Origin of the sequence: Bacillus sp. MSP13, from assembly GCF_000815295.1 — a bacterium.
Lineage (GTDB): Bacteria > Bacillota > Bacilli > Bacillales > Bacillaceae > Bacillus > Bacillus vallismortis.
On the sequence record NZ_JXAQ01000007.1, the window covers coordinates 127,905 to 149,116 of the forward strand.

General features: G+C 44.8%; 16 protein-coding genes and 3 pseudogenes. 2 read left to right on the top strand and 17 right to left on the bottom strand.

What is annotated here, in order from left to right; genetic code table 11:
* Positions 1-71: 71 nt before the first annotated feature.
* Both lytT and lytS read right to left on the bottom strand, forming a co-directional pair.
* A complete protein-coding gene (lytT, locus tag SC79_RS08755) occupies positions 72-797 on the bottom strand; it encodes a two-component system response regulator LytT (RefSeq protein WP_039074724.1) in 726 nt (241 codons plus the stop codon).
* Positions 775-2,556 carry a two-component system sensor histidine kinase LytS gene (gene lytS, locus SC79_RS08760; protein WP_039074725.1) on the bottom strand — a complete coding sequence of 594 codons (1,782 nt, stop codon included), beginning with the start codon at positions 2,554-2,556 and terminating at the stop codon, positions 775-777. Before lytS ends, lytT begins: the two co-directional genes overlap by 23 nt.
* A gap of 175 nt (positions 2,557-2,731) precedes the next feature.
* Here lytS and SC79_RS08765 point away from each other — a divergent pair, with 175 nt between their 5' ends.
* Positions 2,732-3,514, top strand: a complete 783-nt coding sequence (locus SC79_RS08765; RefSeq protein ID WP_039074726.1) for an HAD family hydrolase — start codon at positions 2,732-2,734, stop codon at positions 3,512-3,514.
* A 39-nt stretch (positions 3,515-3,553) separates the two neighbouring features.
* On the opposite strand, the gene thrS is transcribed toward SC79_RS08765, so the two are convergent.
* The 9 genes and pseudogenes from thrS to SC79_RS20510 form a co-directional block, all read right to left on the bottom strand.
* On the bottom strand, positions 3,554-5,485 hold the full coding sequence (gene thrS, locus SC79_RS08770; RefSeq protein ID WP_039074727.1) for a threonine--tRNA ligase: 1,932 nt from the start codon (positions 5,483-5,485) through the stop codon (positions 3,554-3,556).
* Between the two features lie 398 nt (positions 5,486-5,883).
* Positions 5,884-6,729 carry a putative sporulation protein YtxC gene (gene ytxC, locus SC79_RS08775; protein ID WP_039074728.1) on the bottom strand — a complete coding sequence of 282 codons (846 nt, stop codon included), beginning with the start codon at positions 6,727-6,729 and terminating at the stop codon, positions 5,884-5,886.
* A gap of 78 nt (positions 6,730-6,807) precedes the next feature.
* Positions 6,808-7,449: a TVP38/TMEM64 family protein gene (locus SC79_RS08780; protein ID WP_039074729.1), complete on the bottom strand. Its 642-nt coding sequence runs from the start codon at positions 7,447-7,449 to the stop codon at positions 6,808-6,810.
* Between the two features lie 31 nt (positions 7,450-7,480).
* Positions 7,481-8,416 carry a primosomal protein DnaI gene (dnaI, locus tag SC79_RS08785; RefSeq protein WP_039074730.1) on the bottom strand — a complete coding sequence of 312 codons (936 nt, stop codon included), beginning with the start codon at positions 8,414-8,416 and terminating at the stop codon, positions 7,481-7,483.
* Between the two features lie 27 nt (positions 8,417-8,443).
* Complete coding sequence (dnaB, locus tag SC79_RS08790; RefSeq protein WP_039074731.1) at positions 8,444-9,865, bottom strand: replication initiation membrane attachment protein DnaB; 1,422 nt, start codon at positions 9,863-9,865, stop codon at positions 8,444-8,446.
* A 114-nt stretch (positions 9,866-9,979) separates the two neighbouring features.
* Entirely contained in the window at positions 9,980-10,438 is a 459-nt protein-coding gene (gene nrdR, locus SC79_RS08795) for a transcriptional regulator NrdR (RefSeq protein WP_010329700.1), read from the bottom strand.
* A 268-nt stretch (positions 10,439-10,706) separates the two neighbouring features.
* Complete coding sequence (speD, locus tag SC79_RS08800) at positions 10,707-11,087, bottom strand: adenosylmethionine decarboxylase (RefSeq protein ID WP_003223584.1); 381 nt, start codon at positions 11,085-11,087, stop codon at positions 10,707-10,709.
* Positions 11,088-11,325: 238 nt separating this feature from the next.
* A complete protein-coding gene (locus SC79_RS08805; protein WP_039074732.1) occupies positions 11,326-12,348 on the bottom strand; it encodes a glyceraldehyde-3-phosphate dehydrogenase in 1,023 nt (340 codons plus the stop codon).
* Positions 12,349-12,552: 204 nt separating this feature from the next.
* Positions 12,553-12,759: pseudogene (locus SC79_RS20510) on the bottom strand (winged helix-turn-helix transcriptional regulator); the annotation flags it as partial.
* A 263-nt stretch (positions 12,760-13,022) separates the two neighbouring features.
* Here SC79_RS20510 and SC79_RS20955 point away from each other — a divergent pair.
* Positions 13,023-13,168: pseudogene (locus SC79_RS20955) on the top strand (aldo/keto reductase); the annotation flags it as partial.
* Positions 13,169-13,469: 301 nt separating this feature from the next.
* Here SC79_RS20955 and coaE read toward each other — a convergent pair.
* The 6 genes and pseudogenes from coaE to phoP all read right to left on the bottom strand — a co-directional run bounded on the left by coaE (position 13,470) and on the right by phoP (position 21,069).
* On the bottom strand, positions 13,470-14,063 hold the full coding sequence (gene coaE / locus SC79_RS08810) for a dephospho-CoA kinase (protein WP_039074733.1): 594 nt from the start codon (positions 14,061-14,063) through the stop codon (positions 13,470-13,472).
* A gap of 15 nt (positions 14,064-14,078) precedes the next feature.
* A pseudogene (ytaF, locus tag SC79_RS20515) lies at positions 14,079-14,729 on the bottom strand (sporulation membrane protein YtaF); the annotation flags it as partial.
* A 151-nt stretch (positions 14,730-14,880) separates the two neighbouring features.
* Entirely contained in the window at positions 14,881-15,708 is an 828-nt protein-coding gene (gene mutM, locus SC79_RS08820) for a DNA-formamidopyrimidine glycosylase (protein WP_039074734.1), read from the bottom strand.
* A 22-nt stretch (positions 15,709-15,730) separates the two neighbouring features.
* Positions 15,731-18,373 (bottom strand): DNA polymerase I, encoded by a 2,643-nt coding sequence (polA, locus tag SC79_RS08825; protein ID WP_039074735.1) that lies wholly within the window; start codon positions 18,371-18,373, stop codon positions 15,731-15,733.
* A 241-nt stretch (positions 18,374-18,614) separates the two neighbouring features.
* On the bottom strand, positions 18,615-20,354 hold the full coding sequence (phoR, locus tag SC79_RS08830; RefSeq protein ID WP_039074736.1) for a sensory box histidine kinase PhoR: 1,740 nt from the start codon (positions 20,352-20,354) through the stop codon (positions 18,615-18,617).
* Positions 20,347-21,069 carry a two-component system response regulator PhoP gene (phoP, locus tag SC79_RS08835; protein ID WP_039074737.1) on the bottom strand — a complete coding sequence of 241 codons (723 nt, stop codon included), beginning with the start codon at positions 21,067-21,069 and terminating at the stop codon, positions 20,347-20,349. The genes phoR and phoP overlap by 8 nt, the downstream gene beginning before the upstream one ends.
* Positions 21,070-21,212 lie beyond the last annotated feature (143 nt).

The window sequence follows — 21,212 nt, forward strand, 5'->3', positions numbered from 1 at the left end:
TTACAAGATAACATGCCGAATTACGGGAATGAGTTGCAGAATCAAATGGCTGAAATGCAAAAAGCCGCCCATCAAATATGGAGCAGCTTTTTCAATTCCTTTGCGTATGTCCGGCTCACCGGTATTTTCGATCCGTCTTTCATGATCAGATTATATGTAGAATTAAACCATGGCTGAATTTCTTTAATATATTCGGTATTGACGACAAAGCTCCGATGGACGCGGATAAAATCAGCACCAGGCAGCTTTTTCTCAATGACAACGAGCGTATCGCTGACTGTATAAGAATTTTCGAAGGTTTTTACGTTGACATGACCATCTTCCGTTCCGGCATAGATGACGTCTTTCGTATCGACGATTACAATTGATTCTCCGACAGATAACGCGAGTTTATGCTGGCCGGCATGGCTGTTCTGTTCTGTTTCAACGATATCCCGACTGACTTTTTTATATTTTTTCAGCGTTTGTAGAATTCTTTCCTCATCGAAAGGCTTGGTTAAATAATCAAGAGCGTCCACCTCAAACGCTTTGAGCGCATACTGGTCATACGCGGTCGCAAACACAACAGCAGGAGGATGCTTCATTTTCTTCAACCGCTTTGCAATATCAAAACCGTTTTCTCCAGATAAATCTATGTCTAAAAACAGCAAGTCAGGTTTTTGATCCATCATTTGGTCAAAAGCAGATTCGATATTTTCCGCTTCATTGACTTCCATTTCTTCATTGGTCCGCTTAAGCAAGTAAGCCAATTCGTCCCTTGCCAGCATCTCATCATCAACGATTAACACCGTGAGCATGTTTTTCTCCCTCTTTCATCTGTTGCATTGGCACTTGAAAGGAAACCTCTGTCCCTTTCTGAACCTCACTTTTGATATTCAGTACGGCCTGCTGTCCGAATAAACCGGTCAGCCGCTGATTCAGGTTATAAAGCGCTGTACCGGTTCCCTCCTTAGACGGAAACGGCATCTTTCCCAGTTCCGGCAGGACGTCCGGCGGAATTCCCCGTCCGTTATCCATCACTTTCATATAGACGAATGAATCATCAGATAAGACACAGACCGTTACTTTGCACATGTCTTGTTTTTTCGGAAACGCATGCCGAAGCGCGTTCTCCACAAGCACCTGTAAAACAAACGGAGGGATTTCAATCTGCTCCAGTCTGCTGTCGATATTGAGCTCAACCTTATATTTCCCGGGAAAACGCGCCTGTTCTAATGACAAATAGGCGTGAAGATGGTTCAGCTCCTTTGATAGCGGAATCAGCAGCTGTCTGGCCCCTTGAAGGTTTGAACGAAAATATACACTGAGCTGCAATAAGAGCTTACGGGGTTTTTCAACATCTGTGCGGCATAATGCAGAAATCGTGTTGATCGCATTAAATAAAAAGTGCGGATTCACCTGTGCCTGAAGCGCTTTGATTTCAGCATCCTTGAGAAGTTTGCTTTGGAGCTCCGCTTCCCCAAGCTCAAGCTGTGTCGAAAACAGCATAGCCAGCCCTTCAGCAAGCTCCTCCTCTACCTGGCTAAGGCCTGCCGGGTTTTTAAAATACATTTTTAAGGTGCCGATAGTGTTGCCGTTTGATGTCAGCGGCAACACAATCGCCGCGTGCAAAGGACATTCAGCATGCGTGCATTCAATCGCTTCCTGAGAAATGGCCTTCATGATGTCTCCTGTTTTAATCACCTTTTTGGACAAGCCGGTGATCAAGCTTTTTGATGGGATGTGATGATCCATTCCCGCACCGACATGCGCGAGAATCTTCTCATTATCAGTGAGAGATACCGCATCTGTTCCGGTCAGCCTATGGATAATAGCCGCTACACTTTTACAGGAGTTCTCATTTAGTCCTTGGCGGAAAAATGGAAGTGTCTGGTCAGCAATCGTCAGCACTCTGTGCGTTTCAAGCGCCCTCGCCTGCTCCTCTTTGCGAATGATCGCCTGAATAATCGACAGGAAAATAAAACTGCCTGTTCCGTTGATGAGTATCATCGGAATCCCGATCATGCTGACAAGCTCCCAAGCGTCACTGAACGGCTTTGCCATCAGCAAAATAATCACCATTTGCAGTGTCTCCATGCCGATCCCCACAAGAGCGGCGATACGCGGTGTCGGCATTCGGTAGCGCTTCGTAAAATACCTGCCGATCAGGCCTGCAAGAACACCTGCTAAAACGGATGATACCGCACAGCTTAAGGCCGTGCTGCCGCCGAGCGAAAAGCGATGCAGCCCCGCCAGTACACCGATTCCCGCCCCTACAAACGGCCCTCCGAGGAGGCCTCCGATTTCCACGCCCAAAATACGGGTATTCGCGATAGAACCCGACGGATCTATCGCAAACACCCAGTCATTGTTTACAATCATATTTTTTTGAATTTCGATGCCTGTATAATTGCTGATGATGCTGAAGAGCGAAAAAATAGAGATTAAAACCGCTTTTCCTTTATAGCCGTCCTGATTTTGCAAAGCTTGTCTGAAGAGCTTCGTATGGGCGAGAATAAACCCCAAAATTACAATAATCCCTACTCTTTCAAGCATCATAATCATTAAATGAATCATGCATGTCACCTGTTCTTTCCGTTTTCATTCTAGCATGTTTTCGATCAATGAGCTTCACGGCTGACTGTTTTTTTAAAATCATCTGAAAACATATTTCACAAGGCTTTTATCTATTGTAAAATAAAACATGAGCCTTTTGGCTGAAAGATTTGAATCTGAAGCAGAGGAGAAGATCATGAAAGCCGTATTTTTTGATTTAGACGATACACTACTTTGGGATGAAAAAAGCGTCAGAACAACATTTGCAGAAACTTGTTTACAGGCGGAGAAAAAATATGGCCTTGACCCGCAGGTATTTGAAGCAGCTGTTCGCGAAGCGGCGAGAGAATTGTACATGTCATATGAGACGTATCCATATACAGTAATGATCGGCATTAACCCGTTTGAAGGACTATGGGCCAATTTCTCAGAACCGATCAGTGAAGGATTTGAGAAGCTGAACAAGATTGTGCCGGAGTACAGAAAAAACGCATGGACAAACGGACTGAAAGCACTTGGCATCGATGACCCCGCATATGGCGAATACTTGGGAGAGTTTTTCGCGGCTGAGCGCAGAAAACGCCCATTTGTATATGATGAAACATTTGAAGTGCTCGATCAATTAAAAGGCAAGTATGAATTGCTGCTTTTGACAAACGGTGATCCGAGTCTGCAAAAAGAGAAACTCGCCGGCGTTCCTGAGCTCGCCCCTTATTTCAATGAAATTGTCATCTCGGGCGCTTTTGGCAAAGGGAAACCGGATGTATCTATTTTTGAACACTGCCTGAAGCTGATGAATATTGAAAAAGACGATGCGATCATGGTCGGCGATAACTTGAATACCGATATTTTGGGCGCTTCAAGGACCGGTATCAAAACCGTTTGGGTCAACCGCACGGATAAGAAAAACGAAACCGATGTCACGCCTGATTACATCATCAGCAGCCTTCATGATTTGTTTCCTATCATAGAGAAATAAAAAAGCATGATCTCTTCTTTGAGATCATGCTTTTTTTGCTTATTTTTTCGCTTCAGCTACTGCCTTTTTCACAAAATCATCAAGTGAAATGGTGTCAGAATTCTGCTCTCCGTACTTACGGACGTTTACCGCTCCGTTTTCTGACTCTTGGTCACCGACCACAAGCATGTAAGGGATTTTTTGCATTTGCGCTTCACGGATTTTATAGCCGATTTTTTCATCACGGATGTCGACTTCTACGCGCAGGCCTTCACGCTGCAGGCGTTCCTGCACTTTTTTCGCATAGTCTAAATGCACAGCTGGAGAAACCGGGATGACTTGGAATTGAACCGGTGCTAGCCATGTTGGCAGCGCGCCTTTGTGTTCTTCGATTAAGAAGGCAACAAAGCGTTCCATTGTTGATACAACGCCTCTGTGGATTACAACCGGACGGTGCTGTTTGCCATCTTCACCAATATAAGTCAGATCGAAACGTTCAGGCAATAAGAAGTCAAGCTGAACTGTAGACAATGTTTCTTCTTTGCCGATCGCTGTTTTCACCTGAACATCAAGCTTAGGGCCGTAGAATGCCGCTTCACCTTCTGCTTCGTAATAGTCATGGCCAATTTCATCCATTGCCTCTTTCAGCATAGATTGTGCTTTGTTCCACATTTCATCGTCATCAAAATATTTCTCCGTGTCTTCAGGATCACGGTAAGACAGACGGAATGTGTAATCACTCAAGCCGAAGTCTTCATATACATCCTGAATCAATCGGACTGTACGGATAAACTCGTCCTTAATTTGATCGGGGCGCACAAAGATATGCGCATCGTTTAATGTCATGCCGCGCACACGCTGAAGGCCTGAGAGCGCACCTGACATTTCATAGCGGTGCATCGTTCCCAGCTCCGCAATCCGAATCGGAAGTTCGCGGTAGCTGTGAATGTCTTGTTTGTAAATCATCATATGGTGCGGGCAGTTCATTGGACGCAGCACAAGGGTTTCGTTGTCCATTTCCATTGGAGGGAACATGCCTTCCTGGTAATGCTCCCAGTGCCCTGATGTTTCATACAGTTCTTTGCTTCCAAGCACTGGTGTGTATACGTGCTCATAGCCGAGACTGATTTCTTTATCGACAATGTAGCGCTCGATGACGCGGCGGATTGTCGCGCCTTTTGGCAGCCAAAGCGGCAAGCCTTGTCCGACTTTTTGAGAGTTCGCAAACAGCTTTAATTCTTTGCCAAGCTTTCTGTGGTCACGCTCTTTCGCTTCTTCAAGCATGCGAAGATGCTCTTCAAGGTCAGCTTTTTTGAAGAAAGCCGTGCCGTATACGCGCTGAAGCATTTGGTTATTGCTGTCACCGCGCCAGTATGCGCCTGCAAGGCTTAACAGCTTAAACTCTTTGATTTTCCCTGTTGAAGGAACGTGCACGCCGCGGCACAGGTCAAAGAATTCGCCTTGCTCATAGATCGATACGGTTTCTCCCTCAGGAATCGCATCCAGTAATTCAAGCTTCAGGTCATCGCCGATTTCTGCAAAACGGGCTTTTGCTTCTTCACGGCTGACTTCTTTTCGAACGATCGGGAGGTTCGCATTGACGATTTTTTTCATTTCTTTTTCAATTTTCGGCAGATCCTCCGGCGTAATCGCTTCTTCCATCTCTACATCGTAGTAAAAACCGTTTTCGATGACCGGGCCAACACCGAATTTAACATCTCTGTAAATGCGTTTAATCGCTTGAGCCAGCAAGTGAGCCGTACTGTGGCGCATAATTTGAAGTCCTTCTTCAGAGCCTTCTGTAATGATTTCCACTGTACCGTCTTCATTGATCGGCATTTTCAGATCAATTTCTTTACCGTTCAGTTTTCCGGCTAATGATTTCTTCTTTAACCCCGGACTAATGGATGCCGCGATATCCTCTGTTGTTGTTCCTTTCGCAAACTCCTTGACTGCTCCATCAGGAAATGTGATTTTTACCATATCTGACATCTATGTCACTCCTTTTTTTGCATATAAAAACCCCGCCCCCTATGAAAGGGACGAGGTTGAATAAACGGAATCGTGGTTCCACCCTTTTTTCCGCAAAGCCAATCCTTCGGCACATGCGGCTCTAATCTCTGTAACGGGAGTTCCCGTCAGCTATTACTGCTCCTTATGAAGGGGTTCACAGCTGAAGTTCAAAGGCGGTAAAGCGAATGGTCCTTAGCTGGGAAGCTTACAGCCGGGGCTTCCCTCTCTTTGAGCCGGTATCATTCCTTCATGTCCTTATCAATACGTGTGTCTTTCTTGATCTCCTATGTATTATAAATTGTTCATTCCAAAAAATCAACACGATCGCATTGCCTTTTTTTCAAACCGACAGCCCTATATATACAGGCTGCCGGCCCTTATCCTTCTGATTGCTTTACCGGGATTTCAGCGGCTGAAAAAGCATGGAGCGGCATCATTTCCATTCGCTCAAGAAATACGTTTTGAATGGTCCTTGCCATCATATGCTCGGGCTGGTCGGTATAAAGCACCACTTCATCAGGTGCAATGGAGATTAACGGCGCGAGTAAATGAGAATCAATGTACATAGGATGATCCCTGACAAACCGCCTGTCTATGTATTTCATTTTTTCCCGTTCCGGCACATAGCGCAGCTCCCATATTGTAAAAGAACCGTCATGGACAATATGCACCTTTTTGATTCGCGGCTGTTTGGCTGTCACATAGTCTCTGAGTGTTTGAATAAAGTTTTGATATTCCTGTTCCATCTTATATTCATCTATAGCCGTTTCCGTAACGTCTCTCAGCTGCTTGTAGTATTGTCCAAGCCGGAATGTCTGAAAGGAACGAATGGAAAATACCCCTTCTTCTAAACAGATCGTTTGGAGTTCATCTAAAATAGCCTGTTTCCGAGAAAGCTTTATCGGCTCAAACGGAAGATTGTCCGCTTCGCCTTCAATAATACTGTGTGCGAGCTGAAGGATTTGCTGTTGTTCATCCTGATCGGTGAAACAGTATGTTCCCTCAATCAATGACAGCATATGCTCGTCTTCTTTGCATTCTAAAAAAAATTTGACCAGAATCGGCTCCATAAAACGCTGAATAGAGAAAGCCGGCTTCGCTTTTTCAATCCCGATTTTCCGTATGCCTTCACGGACAATGATATTGTTCCGATCGTCCGAATGCTGAATGAGATGTAAAAAAGCAGCTGCATCATGGTCGTCTTCAAAGATTATTTCAAGCATGTTTGTCCCCCCTTACGGCATCTGTTACAAGTATATGGGGGATGCTTTTAAAATAGACGTAAAGGTCATTGGCAAATCTTAATTTGATTCTTGGAACAAGTTTTGCATTTTCTTTCTGAAGAGAAACGGCAGCGAGACAAAAATGATATACAAAGCGAGCACCATAAAGAAAGCGGGCTGGTTCCCAGTTGAAACGCTCGCTCCCAGCACATTCAGCGCAATGGTTCCGGGGATGATTCCCGCGGCCGTTGCCGCAAAATACGGCAGCTTTTTGACATTGGAAAGGCCTGCCGCATAGCTGACGAAATCAAAATTAATCGGCAGGATTCTTAAAAGCAAGATATAAAAAAATCCATTGTCCTCCATCTGCTTCTGAATCGCTTCCAGTTTTTCGTATTGGCCGTTCTTTTTTCCCGCAAACAAACCGGCGGCAAAAAACGAAACAGCCGCAGCGCACATTGAACCGAATAATGTGTAAATCGTGCCGAGAAGCGGGCCAAACGCAAGTCCTCCCGCTATAGAAACAACAGATACAGGAAATAACACAAAAGGTCTGACGATGGATATTCCAATAAACATCAGCGGTGCAAAGACCCCGAACGATAATACCCATATCCTGATCTCTTTCGGCGAGAGATTCAAATACGTTTTATTTCCCCAAAAGATTAAACCAGCACCTGCAAGCACTGCCAGCCATTTAACAGCCGTTTTTCGTTTCATACTCTCAGTTCCTTCCCCTTTGAACCGCAGTTTACGGATGTCGGCGGTTTTCTCCGTCCAGGCGGATTGGAGCAGCCAAATATAAGATTCGCTCCATTAATCTTGCGGCTTTTACTTCTTCCTTTTCTCCCCTTTGCGAGTACGTAAAATGGTGTTTCAGCTCGTCAGGTGAGAAATTAGACGAAAAGAAAGTCGGCAGCTGCTGAGACATTCTGTGCTGGAGCACTGTTCCGATGACTTCATCCCTTACCCAGCTCGTCATTGACTCCGCTCCGATGTCATCAAGCATCAATACGGGTGTTGTTTTAACCATATTGAGCTTCTCTTCCAAAGACTTGTCTTGCAGCGAATTCTTAAGCTCTCTCACAAATTCGGGCACATAGACGATCATCGAGGAATACTCTTTTTCCGCGAGCTCATTGGCGATCGCAGCGAGCATAAACGTTTTTCCTACTCCGAATTTTCCGTACAAATACAGTCCTTTCCCTTTTCCCGTCTCATTATAGCTTTTCAGGAAATCCGTTACATGCTGGAACATCGCAAGCCTGCTCGGATCGCTTATATCAACTTGCTGGAAAGTCGCCCCGAGAAGATCCTGCTGAATATACATGCTTTTCATAAGGGATTTTTGTTTTTTCTGCTGATCGAGCTTCCGTTTAACCGGACATTCATAATACTCGATATCAATAGACCGGCCATTGACAACAAGCTTCGGATGGTAGCCCTCCAACAAATTGTTGCAATCTTCATCTTCCGAACAATAAGAGCATTTCTTGCTTTGCCCTGTATATTCATAAAGCTTATTCAAGCTCTTTTCGATCATTTTTTGGTCAATTATGTCTTCGTTTTCCTTCAAAAATGCCTGAACATCTTGATCCTTCATGACCTTTTCCTTCATTTGTTCAAGACGTTTTTGGAAATCCGGCCTGCCGGTTACGCCCTGCAGGGAACGGCCGATTGGTTCCATCTATTCCTTCACCCCGCATCTCTGTCTTTAATAGGCAGAGTATTTTTTGAGTTTTTCCATTTCTTCCATCATCTTTTTCTTCTGTTCTTCCAGATCCTGCGGTTGCAGCTTTTGCTGTCCGGATTCTGAATCGGACGCTGTCTCCTTTTCTTTCATCCAATCCGGAAGTTTTTCTTCGCGAATCACTTTTTGGTTTCGTTTTGAAGGCTGATTTGTTTTCCCTTCAGCCCATTCAAGATATTGACGGTTTTCTTCTATCGCGAGCCTCATCGCATCTCTGACCGTTTTCACCTTTTTACGCGCCCAATGCGAGGCGATTTTTTGGATATAGTTTTTCGACAGCTTCATGTCGGTTTTCAGCATGACGTAATAAATCAACACATTTGTAACGCCTGGCTCGAGCTTTTGTTCAAACATAATTTCTTCTATGATTTTCAGATCTGCTTTTGACGGCTCTGTTCCATCGGCAATGTCCTGCAAAAGCTTCTTCGGAGAAATCGTCTCCAGCAAGGCGATCAGCTTCCCGTCCAACGAATCCTCTTCCGCCGGTTTTTCGCCCTCACGCAAATGCACCGGCTGTGTTTTTTCCACGATGTTTGGCAGCTGTCCGTTTCTTTCAATTTGATACCAGTCGCTTGCCGCTTTTCTTAAAGCCTCCGACGTAATCACGTCACGTTCATCAATCGCGCTCATCACAACATTTTGCATCTGCAGCGGGTCTATTCCATACAGATAAGAAAGCTTTTTGATTGTGTCCCGCACCTGCTCGGTCATCGCTTTTTTCGGAATCATCGTCTCAGAAATCCCCGCTAAAAACAAATCAAAATCAAACACATCCTCCGTGATGGTGTAGGACGGAGCTTGTCCGACAGAAGTATATTCTGTGCCCGGGGCTAGTCTCACTGTTTCCTCCATATCAGATGTAAGCTTCCATTCACTCGGCTGCAGTGATTCAAACGCATGATTAAACGGACGCGTAATGTCTTTGGCATCTTCTGAAACGGCGGGGTGCGTGAAAAATTGTTTTAATTGCTGGTATTTTGTTTTTCCGACTCTATTATACAGAAAAACATTCAGCATCCCGTCTTCAAAAAACTCATTTGGCCTGAGCGGCGGAAGGATTTCATATATAAAGAGGCGCTCCTGCCGCTCGGACTCTTTCATATATACTTTTAGCAATCCGATGCCCTCGAGCTTCCCCTGTTCCTGATGGATTGTTTTTAAGTTAGACTGTGTCATCCCCATCAGCTGTCTATGTGTGGACTCACCGCCCCACAGACGGTTTTGTTCCAGCTCTCCCCACAATGTCATATAAAGTGAGAATGCAACAGGGCCGATTAAGGGCTGATACAGTTGTGTGATAATTTGTCTGTCTATATCCTGCAGCATCGATCTGCTTTTGACCACATACGGATCTACAGGCAGTACATCTTTCCAATAGTCAGCCATACATTCTCAAACCTTCCGAATTTGTTTCTACCTTTCATTTTACACCGTTTCGTATATCTATCAAATGCCAATTTTGCACATGAGAAAAGAGCTAGAAGAATCCTCTTAGCTCTTTTACCGCTCTTTCTTTATTAAATCTTTTAATTCGTCGATAAAGACGTTTATATCTTTAAACTGCCGATAGACTGACGCGAACCGCACATATGCGACCTCATCAATCTTAGCCAGCCGATCCATGACCATTTCCCCGACGAGCTCGCTTTTCACCTCAGAGCAGCCTTGATTGCGAAGTTCTTTTTCAATATCAAAGCACATGTCTTCAAGCGTTTTGAGTGGAACAGGTCTTTTTTCGCATGCTTTTATGAGGCCGCGCAGCATTTTTTCTCTGCTAAATTCCTCCCGCACGCCTTCTTTTTTCACGACGATGAGCGGGGTTTCCTCCACTTTCTCAAAGGTGGTAAACCGGTAATGGCAGGATTCGCACTCCCGTCTTCGCCGAATGGATTTTCCGTCATCCACAGGACGTGAATCTAGGACCCGCGTACCGTTATGCTGGCATGAAGGACATTTCAATAAAATCAGCTCCCAACTATTTCGTTCCCTGGAATGTATTTTCGGCAGCCTCCGCCTTTTTAAAATAGATGTGACATCTGTCGGGAGAGCCGTTGTGTAAAGCTGTATCTACAGCATCAGGTGGTTTGTGAAAATCTCTTTCTATTTTACAAAAAAAATGAAAAAAGAAAAAGCTGACCGCTTTATTTCTTTATAAAAAATAAAAGGAGCATAAGCTAAAAAGCGCATAACGGCTTTTTAGCTTGCTCCCTTTGTGTTCGTGTTTCCTTTATAGTACTTTCGCTTGTGCCTGTTTAATTTGCACAGGCCCCATTCCTCTTGGTATTTCAATGTTTTCTCTTGTATCAGCATGTAATGCCTCTGCGATGTAGTCAGCAGCGACATTAGGATCTAAGTCTCCACAAGTATAAACATCAATGCTCGCATATCCGTGCTCAGGAAAACTGTGAATCGTTAAGTGTGATTCAGAAATAATCACAACTCCGCTTACGCCTTGCGGTGCAAATTTGTGAAATGCAACCTCGCGCACCTCAGCACCTGATTTTAGAGCAGCATTTACAAACGTTTTTTCAATAAAATCCATGTCATTCAGCTTATCAAAATCGCATCCCCATAGCTCGGAGATAACGTGACGTCCCATTGTTTCCATAGTCATGGACCCCCCTTAACAAGAATTAAAAAGTGAAATTCCAACAACTGGGTCGGCCATTTACCACGGGGGAAAGTTAGTCCGGAGAGGTCCTAACCCTTTAAGTAATTCCGAAACAGTCTCAAGCAAGAAGTTCACGAAAAATAGTATACTGTGTTTAAGTCTAATTTGCAAGGTGCGTTTTTTCAGAAATATGCTGTTAAGGGTTTTTTCTTCAAAAAGCGTCCATGACCTTATTTTATACAGCAGACGGATGTTTCATTCGTGCCGCTACATGGCGGATCAGATCAACGACTCTGCAGGAGTAGCCCCATTCGTTGTCATACCAAGCGAGCACCTTTATTTTTCTGTCTTCCATTACCATTGTCGTAAGCCCGTCAATGACCGCTGAATGCGGATTTGTATTATAGTCAGTCGAAACGAGCGGTTCATCAGAATAATCAAGAACACCGTACATCGACGTTTTGGCAGCCCGTTTAAATGCTTCATTTACCTCTTCAGCGGTTACGTCCATTTTCAGATCGACAACGAGATCAACCAGTGAGACGTTCGGAACAGGGACGCGCAAGGCAAGGCCGTGAAGCTTTCCTTTCAGATGTGGCAGCACGAGAGAAAGCGCCTTTGCCGCTCCTGTTGTCGTCGGAATGATGGATTCACCGCATGCCCGCGCCCGGCGCAAATCTTTGTGGGGATTATCAATATTTTTCTGGTCATTCGTATACGCGTGAACAGTGGTCATCAGCCCGCTTTCAATGCCAAATTCTTCATCCAGCACTTTTACAACAGGCGCAAGGCAGTTTGTCGTGCATGACGCATTTGAAATAATGACATGGCGATCGGCGTCGAATTGGTCCTCATTTACTCCCATCACTATGGTAACGTCTTCATTTTTTCCTGGAGCAGTCAAAATGACTTTTTTCGCGCCCGCTTCTATATGGCCCATCGCTTTATCCTTTGAATTAAATTTTCCTGTTGCTTCCACGACTATGTCAATCTCATATTCCCGCCAAGGCAGCTGTTTTGGATCACGGCTGTTTAACAGAAGCACTTTCTTTCCATTTACGATCAGGCTGTTTTCATCAGCCACAACCTCTTTGTCGTACCTGCCGTGAATTGTGTCATACTTTATTAAATGAGCCAGCGTTTCTGCGGAATAGCTGGCGTTAATGGCCACTACTTGAATTTGATCGTCTAACATTGCTTTTCTAAAAACCATTCTTCCGATTCTTCCAAACCCGTTGATCGCTACTTTTACCTTCATGTTGGACACCCCTTATCAATTATGCCATCCTAATTTGTTATCATTTTTAATTAGTATAACACATTAAAACGAATTCGCCAGTACATATTGATAAAAATCAACGATTACAACGCTAATTTATGATGCATGATATATTTTCTTGCACACAAATTTAGTTCAAGAATCAAAAAGCAGCCAGCGCTCCGCACTGACTGCCCCCATTGTTTATGATTCCTGTTTTAACTTATCATTGAGCACACTTTCTTCCAGCACTAAAAATGTATCCCCGTACACTCTGTTGATATGGTGCGCCCCCAATCACACAGCATATCTAAAATCCCTTCTACCTCTGCGGCCGTATTCGCTGAGCTCGCACTCCACTTTGGGAGGCACCTGATTGTACACGATCCGGTTAATAACACCGTCCACTTCCTGCCAATCTATTCAAGAGTCGCTTCAACAGAAATGCTATATTTTTTTCTCCATACAAGCACCAAAAAGTGACTATAACACTTAAAAGTATGTACTTTTCTTTCCTAACAATATGTTTCATAATCACATTTGCCGGCTGATGTGAATCTGCTCTTTTTTATTTATATAGCTTGCTCGACAGAATTTCAATCATACAACACCATCATACAAAGGAGGATCATCATGACTTCAGCCCAATAAAAGCAGTATTCCTACACCCCTGACCTATGATCAATCAGGTGGAATTTCACCCGCGTCTTACACAAAAAGAGCAAAGCGTATTTGACTTTGAATTAACACAGGATGACATGAATCGCATCGATGGAATGAAAACCTGTGCGTAGACCCTGATCCGGACAACTTTGATTTTTCATGTCAAAAAACACCGTTCGTATTGAACGGTGTTCAGATTGTTGACAAAGTCATAAAACGGTTTTTGTTTTATGACTTTGTCATCTATTCAGCGTGATTGAAAACTCTTGAAGTCCAGGAAGGACGAGCATCGGAGCAGACTTTCACAGGAGGTGATGACGGCGGCGTTTAGGCAGGACGCCTAAGCATTTAGCCTCCGTTCCTTTCGTAAGCCGTGAGCACCAACGCACAGGACTGACAACGAATGCGAGGGTTTGTCGACACGCTGAAACACCGTCCGTATTGAACAGGGGTTTGTATTATGCCCAGCTGCTAATGATTTTATCAAGCTGCCTTCTGGTCTCTTCAAGCGTGCCGCTGTTATCGATGACTCGATCTGCTCTCGCTGTTTTTTCCTCTAAAGGCATTTGAGAGCAGATACGGCTGACTGCTTCTTCTTCCGTCAGCTGATTGCGCTTCATCAGACGCTCGAGCTGAAGCTCTTTTGTCACACTGACCACAATAATTTTATCAACTAAAGATTCCAACTTGCTTTCGAACAAAAGCGGGATATCCAATACAACAAATGCCTCCCGGTTCGCGATGGCTTCATCACGGCGCTTGAGCATTTCCTGCCTGACTGCGGGATGAACAATCGCATTTAAGGCGAGACGCTTTTGTTCATTTGTAAATACCAGCGCCCCTAGCTTTTTCCGATCTATATCACCGTCTGGAAGCAGTATGTCTTCACCAAATTCGTCAATGATTTGCCGGTAGGCCGGCATCCCTTTTTCTACCGCTTGTTTTGCAATGATATCTGCATCAATAACTGTAATCCCTTTATCAATCAGCATATTGGCAACCGTGCTTTTGCCGCTAGCTATTCCTCCCGTTAAACCAATGACTAAGGTCAAGAGATCCACTCCTTTTCACATTTTCCAGAGCCCGATCGTGATCAGCAGAAGCCCCGGCAAAAACGCCATTTTATCGATCCATTTCCACTTTGACAGAAAATGCCCGGCGTTGATTCCGATTGATACAAACAGCGAGCTCATGATCGCCACGGCGATGCTCATCACAATTGGTGAAAAACCGAGAATGGCTGCCCCTATCCCTGCTCCGAAGGCATCAATCGATAAGGCAAATCCCAATAAGACCGCCTCAATCCCAGTAATCACACCCGATTTGTCAATATCCGCACTCATAGGTTTTCTCAAAATATGAATCACAATCCCTAAAGACCGAACCTCTAAATTGAGCAGCGTTTTCTCATGCAATAAGTATTCTTTGTCTTTTGCCGGCTTGAAAAATTGATACAGAACCCACGCACCGATCCCGATCAATATCAACCCGCCAAGCTTCTCCGTTACATATACAGGAAAAAACTTTGTGAGAAAGCTTCCGATCAGCATGGATATAAACATGACAGCACCGGAACAGCAGGCGATAACCAAAATCGCTTTAAACGGTATTTTCATTTTTCTCAATCCGTACGTAAATCCAACCGAAAAACTGTCCAAGCTGACAGCCAACGCCAGCAGCAGTATAGAAACCATTTGCATAGCCGTTTCTTCCTTTCTGTTGGTGCTCTTATATCAGATGTGAAATGCCCGGGATTCACCACAATCATGTATATGGCAAAGTGAAAAATCCGTGTTTCAAAATCGGCAATTCCTATTCGTACAGAGTTACTGATATATGCACTGACAGCTTGGACAAAGAAGCTTTATGCTACTTTTTCTGGCATTTCGCGCAAAAATGCGTGCCCCTGCCTCCGACGACAATTTTTGAAATCATCGTTCCGCAATTTTTGCAAGGCTCGTCTTTTTTTCCGTACACAAAATGCTGCAGCTGAAACATTCCGATTTCCCCTTGGGAGTTGATATACGAGCGGACTGTGCTGCCGCCCGCGTCAATCGCCTCCTGCAAGGTGTTTTTGATTTCAGCGTGAAGCGTTTCAATTGTTTTTCCAGATAACGCATTTGCTTTCGTCTCGGGATGGACACCCGCTCTAAAAAGAGCCTCATCCACATAAATGTTCCCAAGTCCGACAACCGTTTTCTGATCCAGAAGAGCGGTTTTGACAGCGCGGTTTGTTTTGGCAAGCCGCGCTGTCAAATACACACTCGTAAATTCTTCTGCGTCTGGCTCCGGCCCTAACTGAGAAAGCGGGAGCTCGCCCGCTTCCTCTCCCGGTTTAAATAAATGCATGGTTCCAAACTTCCGCACATCCCTGTAACGAAGCTGGGTTCCGTCTGTCATCGTGAATATGACATGCACGTGTTTATCGTCCGGCTCCTCCGCTTGATGAAGCCCGTATTTCCCTTCCATTCGAAGGTGGGAAACCATGACATAATGATTTAAATGGAACAGCAAAAACTTTCCCCGTCTTCCGATAGACTGTATCGTTTCTCCTGCTAGATTTCGCGCAAATTCCTCCGGTTCGGCAGGCCGTTTGATGATATTCGGCCATCTGATCTCTACCGATTTGATTGTTTTTCCCTTTACAAGCCCGGTCAGAGTGCGCCGGACCGTTTCAACCTCTGGTAATTCCGGCACATCCATCACTTCCTATCTCTGTTTATTTCGCATCATACCAAGATGGGCCTGAGGAAAAGTCCACCTTTAACGGCACATCTAATGCAAGCGCATGCTCCATCACTTCAGGAACAAGCTTTTCAAGAATTTCAATTTCTTCCTGCGGCGCTTCAAAAATCAATTCATCGTGCACTTGAAGCAGCAGTCTTGCTTTCAGCTGTTTTTCTTTTAGCTTGGCAGCCATATCAATCATGGCTTTTTTGATGATATCAGCGGCGCTTCCTTGAATCGGCGTGTTCATTGCCGTCCGCTCTGCAAAACTGCGGATATTAAAGTTTCGGCTCGTCAGCTCAGGAATGTAGCGGCGGCGATGCATAAGCGTTGTCACGTAGCCTTTTTGCTTTGCGTCCTGAACCGAGTCCTCCATGTACGCTTTGACGCCTTGAAAGCTTTCCAAATAACGGTCGATGAATGCTCCAGCTTCCTTTCGGGTAATGCCGAGGTTCTGTGACAGCCCGTAATCGCTGATGCCGTATACGATGCCAAAGTTGACCGCTTTCGCTTGGCGTCTCATGGCAGAGGTCACTTCATCCTCAGCGACATGAAACACATCCATTGCCGTTTTCGTATGAATATCCATATCATTTGTAAAAGCTTCGATTAGATTTTCATCCTTTGAAATATGGGCAAGCACCCGCAGCTCGATTTGCGAATAATCGGCTGCAAAAATGAGCCAGTCGTTTTCAGACGGAACAAAAGCTTGTCGGATTTTGCGCCCTTCTTCAAGCCTGATCGGAATGTTTTGCAGATTCGGATCAGTCGAGCTGAGACGGCCTGTTTGCGTTAAAGCCTGGTTAAAACGTGTGTGCACCTTGTGTGAATCCTGTCTCGTCACCTTTAAGAGCCCTTCAATATATGTTGATTGAAGCTTGCCAATTTGTCTGTACTGCAAAATATAGTCGACAATGTCATGCTTGTCAGCCAGCTTTTCAAGCACATCGGCAGACGTTGAATAACCTGTTTTTGTTTTTTTCACGACAGGCAGGCCGATTTTTTCAAACAAGATGACGCCAAGCTGTTTCGGAGAATTAATATTAAACGGCTCTCCCGCAATCTCATGGATTTTTTCTTCATATTCCTTCAGCTTCGCGCCCAGTTCTTCACCCATCCGTTTTAAACGGTCAACATCGACCTTGACGCCCGTTGATTCCATTTCGCCGAGAATCAGCGCAAGCGGCATTTCAAGCTCTTCAAACAGTTCAAGCTGATCGTTGTTCTCCAGCTCCTGAACGAGCTTTTCACGGAGGGATTGTATCGCTAACGCTTTTCGGACAAGGTGCTCAGACAGTTCATTTTCTGGCGGCACCGCGCGTTTTGCTCCTCTGCCGTAAACTGATTCGTCACTTGAAACGAGATGCAAGCCGTAATCCTTCGCCACACTGGAAACGTCGTCATATGAATTGGCCGGATTGATGATATAAGCAGCAAGAAGCGCATCAAACTCCGCCCCTTTTAGCTCAATGCCCTGCCAGCGCAAAGCGACGACAGCCCGCTTGCTGTCGAAGACCCATTTCTTCTGCTTGTCATCCTCCACCCATTCCTTAAAAACTTCAGAGTCCACAGCAATGTCTTTCGGAATAAAATAAGATCCTGTTTCATTTACGATTGAAAATCCGAGAATCGGCTCTTCATGATAATTATCGCCAATCTGTTCAACGACAAAGGCGGATGGAGAAACCAACATACCGCTTGTCACGTCTGTGACGGTTTTGACATTTATTTCCTCTAACTCCTGTTCCTGCTCCGCTTCTGCGCTATCTTCACCAAGACGTTCAAGAAGCGTGTTGAATCCAAGATCTTTAAAGATGGAAATGACCTGTTCACGGTGAAAACCTTGATATTCCAGCCCGGAAACGGATACCTCAATCGGCGCATCCGTCATGATTGTTGCAAGCTCCTTGCTCATCAATGCCTGATCCTTAAACTCCTCAAGCTTTTCCTTCAATTTCTTCCCGCTCACCTCGTCAATAGACTCCAGCAGTTTTTCAACGGAGGCGAACTGTTTTAGAAGCTTAATGGCTGTCTTTTCTCCTACGCCGGGCACACCCGGGATATTATCCGAGGAATCGCCCATCAGGCCTTTCATGTCAATGATTTGCTCTGGCGTCAGCCCGTACTTCTCTTTGACGTGCTCCGGTGTGTAAAACTCAACATCGGTAATTCCTTTTCTCGTAATGGCAACTGTCGTTTGATCTGTTGCCAACTGAGTTAAATCCTTATCTCCTGAGAAAACCTTTACTTCAAATCCGTCTTTTTCAGCCGATTTGGCCAGTGTGCCGATAATATCATCGGCCTCGTATTGCTCCAATTCGTAGCGGCTGATCTGATACGCATCCAGCAGCTCGCGGATAAACGGCATTTGTTCGGAAAGCTCAGGCGGGGTTTTCTGTCTGCCGCCTTTATATTCTTTAAATGTGCCGTGGCGAAATGTTGTTTTCCCGGCATCAAATGCAACCAGCATGTGCGTCGGTTTTTCGTCCTCAAGCATCTTCATCAAAATCATCGCAAAGCCGTATACGGCATTCGTATGAACGCCTTTATCATTGCTTAACAGCGGCAAGGCAAAAAACGCCCGGTAAGCCAAACTGTTTCCGTCTACAAGCACTAATTTTTTTCGTTCCGTCATTCAATATCCTCCTAAGAAGCCTCAGGCTTCCGTTCATCTCTTACATAGTCATTAGCTCCTCTTATTTTAACAAAGTTCAATTTGAAAGGAAAATCCGTGAACTGCGAGAAGACACAAAAAAGGACGGGAACACAAAAAGGTTCCCGCCGTCAAAATTGGCTCCTTGGATGAAGGGGTTCTACTACATCCTACCAGCATAGGTTTAACAGTGCATGAAGATATTGTTAAACCTTTGTAAACATTAGGCGGACGTTTCAGCAGCACGTTTCAGCGTCACGGTAAAGACTGTTCCCCTTCCAGGCTCGCTTGTGACATCGATTTTCCCTCCATGAGCCTCTATTAAATGCTTGACGATCGCAAGACCCAGACCGGTTCCGCCTGAATTCCTGCTTCTGTCTTTATCTACGCGGTAAAAACGTTCGAAAATGCGCGGAATTTCTTCTTTCTGAATGCCGATTCCGGAATCGGCAACTTCAATTTGAATGTCGTTTTCTCTGGGCTTCACATTGATCGCTACAGAGCCTCCCTCAGGCGTGTAGGTTAACGCATTGTTTACGAGATTAAGGAAGACCTGTTTCAGCCTGTGCGGGTCACCCGATACATAAAGCGGGTCTTTCGGGACGTTCAGTTGTAAGAAGATGCCTTTCTCATCGGCCTTATGCTTAAGAAGCGTTTCAATCTCACTAAGCATTTTGGCTGGCTCAAATCTTTCAATGCTGAGCGTGAAATTTTGCTGCTCGATTTTTGAGAGATCGAGCAGATCCTGAACCAAAGACTGAAGCCTTTCGCTTTCCTTTAGAATAATAGAGAGAAACTCAGAAAGTGCTTCTTTGTCCTCCATCGCCCCGTCCAATAACGTCTCCGTAAACCCTTTAATAGACGTAATCGGCGTTTTCAGCTCATGAGAAACATTGGCCACAAAATCCTTTCTCATCTGTTCTAACTTCTTCGTCTCCGTCATGTCATGGAAAACAAGCACAATTCCTTTCCATTCATCGTCCGGTCCCATAATGGGAACGCCATCCACCTCAAAATAACGCCGTTCAATTTTAATCGGTAGCCTTAACAGCTTGCATTTCTTTGTCTCCGTCATAAAAATGTCTTCGACAAGCTGGATCACTTCTTCATGTTCAAACGCATCATGATAAAGACGGCGCAGCATTTGATTTGGATTGATATGGAATTGCTTGGCGTAAGACCTGTTCACGAGATTGATAAAGCCTCTTCCATCAATCATAATCAGCCCCGAGCCGATATTTTCAATGACTGTCAGCAGCCGGTCCCGCTGCATTTCTTGTGTTCTCGTCATTTCCATCAGATTAACGGCAAGGCTGTTCATCGAACGGCCGAGCTTATCTGAGCGCCTGATATAGCCGCCGTACGTTCTGGCATCGTAGTTCCCCTTGGACAGCTCTGTTGCTACGTTTGTCGCTGCCTCAATTGATCTTTTGTAACGTGAGGTCATGCTGGAATAAAAATAAACAATGACGATAAATGCGGTACAAAGACTGGCCGTCAGCATCCCCCACATTTCGCCTTTCAAGCCGTAGCTTTTTTCAGAGGCAGAAAGCAGCACATACCCTGTTTTTTCCCCTTCGCTTCTAAGCGAAATTCCGTAATAAAGTTTGTTATCCGCTTTTGATAGGACACCCTCATGGCCAGAAACAAGCGCCTGCACCTTTTGAGAATCTGCCGCTCTCCCATCTGATCCGTACAGCACCTTGCCGTCTGTATCAATAACGGATGCGCTCACATCGAGCGCGCCGCCTGCATCTTTAATGATTTTCTTATTCTCTTGATGATTCAGGTTGCCGGCATCAAGAAGCGAAGCCATATATTTGGCTTCTTTTTCAATGTGTTCCGCTGCTTTCCTTTGGCCAGACGTTTCAAAGAGCTGCTGCAAAAACAGCCCGAGAACAATAAACACCAGAATCATACAGACAACGAGTACAGAAAAAAGGCGCACACGGTATTTATTCATTCATTTTTGGCTCCTCCAATTTATACCCCAATCCCCTAATCGTTTTGATATAGATCGGTTTTTTTGTATTGCTTTCAATTTTGTCACGGAGATGGCTGATATGAACATCAACAATTCTCGTATCTCCGGCAAAATCGTAATTCCAGACAGCGCTCAGCAGAAGATCTCTCGTCAGCACTCTGCCTTTATGTCTGCCTAAATAGAGCAGCAGTTCGAATTCTTTCGGTGTCAGCTCAAGCTGATTGTCTTTAAAGTATGCTTCATAATGATCAGGCAGAATTTTCAGATCGCCAATCGTGATCTGACCTTCTATTTCATCGTTCTTCAATTCACTAGAGGGCGCAGCCATTTCGGAACGCCTTAAAATCGCTTTGACTCTTGCATTCACTTCCCTTGGACTGAAGGGCTTGGTCATATAATCATCAGCACCGAGCTCAAGCCCTAATACTTTGTCGAATTCCTCATCCTTTGCTGTCAGCATTAAAATCGGAAACATCAGTTTTTGCTGTCTCAGCTGCTTGCATACTTCGATTCCGTCCAGTTTTGGAAGCATCACATCCAGCACAATCAAATCGGGCTTCTCTGTTTCCGCTCTTTTTAGTGCTTCTTCCCCATCCGAGGCGGTAATAACATCATAGCCTGACCGTTCCAAATTGTACTGTAAAAGAGTAACAATAGATTCTTCATCATCCACAACTAAAATTTTCTTGTTCATGCTGTGCCTCCAGTATTATAATTCCCCGACATCCTATTTCTCTATTTTATGTCATCTTAACATGTTTCATGATTTTATTTTAGCGAAAGCAGGATGTTCCGGCAATTCGCCTTTTATATCATTTTTAAATCAAATGAAGACGT